Origin of the sequence: Pontibacter harenae, from assembly GCF_020907245.1 — a bacterium.
Taxonomy (GTDB): Bacteria; Bacteroidota; Bacteroidia; order Cytophagales; family Hymenobacteraceae; genus Pontibacter; species Pontibacter harenae.
The window spans coordinates 1-805 of the sequence record NZ_JAJJWH010000106.1; the positions used below are offsets into that span (position 1 = coordinate 1).

At 40.6% G+C, this 805-nt stretch carries 2 protein-coding genes; both read left to right on the forward strand.

What is annotated here, in order from left to right:
• Positions 1–54: 54 nt before the first annotated feature.
• Positions 55–432, forward strand: a complete 378-nt coding sequence (locus LN893_RS20385) for a response regulator (protein WP_229973255.1) — start codon at positions 55–57, stop codon at positions 430–432.
• Between the two features lie 31 nt (positions 433–463).
• Positions 464–718 (forward strand): ATP-binding protein, encoded by a 255-nt coding sequence (locus LN893_RS20390; RefSeq protein ID WP_229973256.1) that lies wholly within the window; start codon positions 464–466, stop codon positions 716–718.
• The last annotated feature ends 87 nt before the right edge of the window (positions 719–805 follow it).

The following is an 805-nucleotide window of genomic DNA, read 5'->3' on the forward strand; positions in this document are numbered from 1 at the left end:
AATATAAAATTTAGAGTAATGTAATTCTGTCCCTGTACTTACCTAAAAAAAATCATGAAGATATTCATCATTGACGACGACAATTTAAGCCTGTTCCTGACAGAGAACTTGCTGGCTTTTGTGGATGCCACGCATGAAATCAAAACGTTCCTTTCTGGTACGGCGGCATTAGAACTATTACAAACTAACGGTAAAGCTGCTGTCCCAGACATTATATTCCTGGATCTGAACATGCCTGTCATGGACGGATGGGATTTCTTAGAGGCGCTGGCACCGCTTGAACCGTCCATCAGCGAGAGATACAGGATCTATATTTTAACCTCATCACTTAATGCCTCAGACACAGCCAAGAGCAAAGAATACGCGTTAGTATCAGGGCTTATACACAAGCCCCTCAAGCTTGAGGATGTTAAAATACTTGTCTCTCAGTAAATTGTCTATGAAACATTGAAGAACCTCACTCGTGCGAGTAGACTTTTATACTTTATCACTGAACCTGATTATGAATGCCCTCAAGTACAGGTTGCTCCGAAGAAAGCCCGAGATCAGTACAAGAACAACCCTAGTAGAAGGGTATACTTTACTGGAAATGACATACAACGGCTTGGGTATAAAGGAGGAGCACCAGAAAAGGATGTTTGCAATGCAACAGAGAATTGAAAAAAACAACGTTGGAGTATTCTCGGGAGTAGGTTTAGGGTTGGTTAACTGTTTGTAGAGGACTTGTTGGAGGCTTTGGTAAACTGATTTGTTTGCGTTTTGAAAGGGAGTGTAATTTAAACTGTGTCATTTCCATATTTCAATT

Bases quoted from the DNA above. Each gene is read 5' to 3' on its own strand.
- LN893_RS20385 (WP_229973255.1), top strand. From the start codon at position 55: ATGAAGATATTCATCATTGACGACGACAATTTAAGCCTGTTCCTGACA.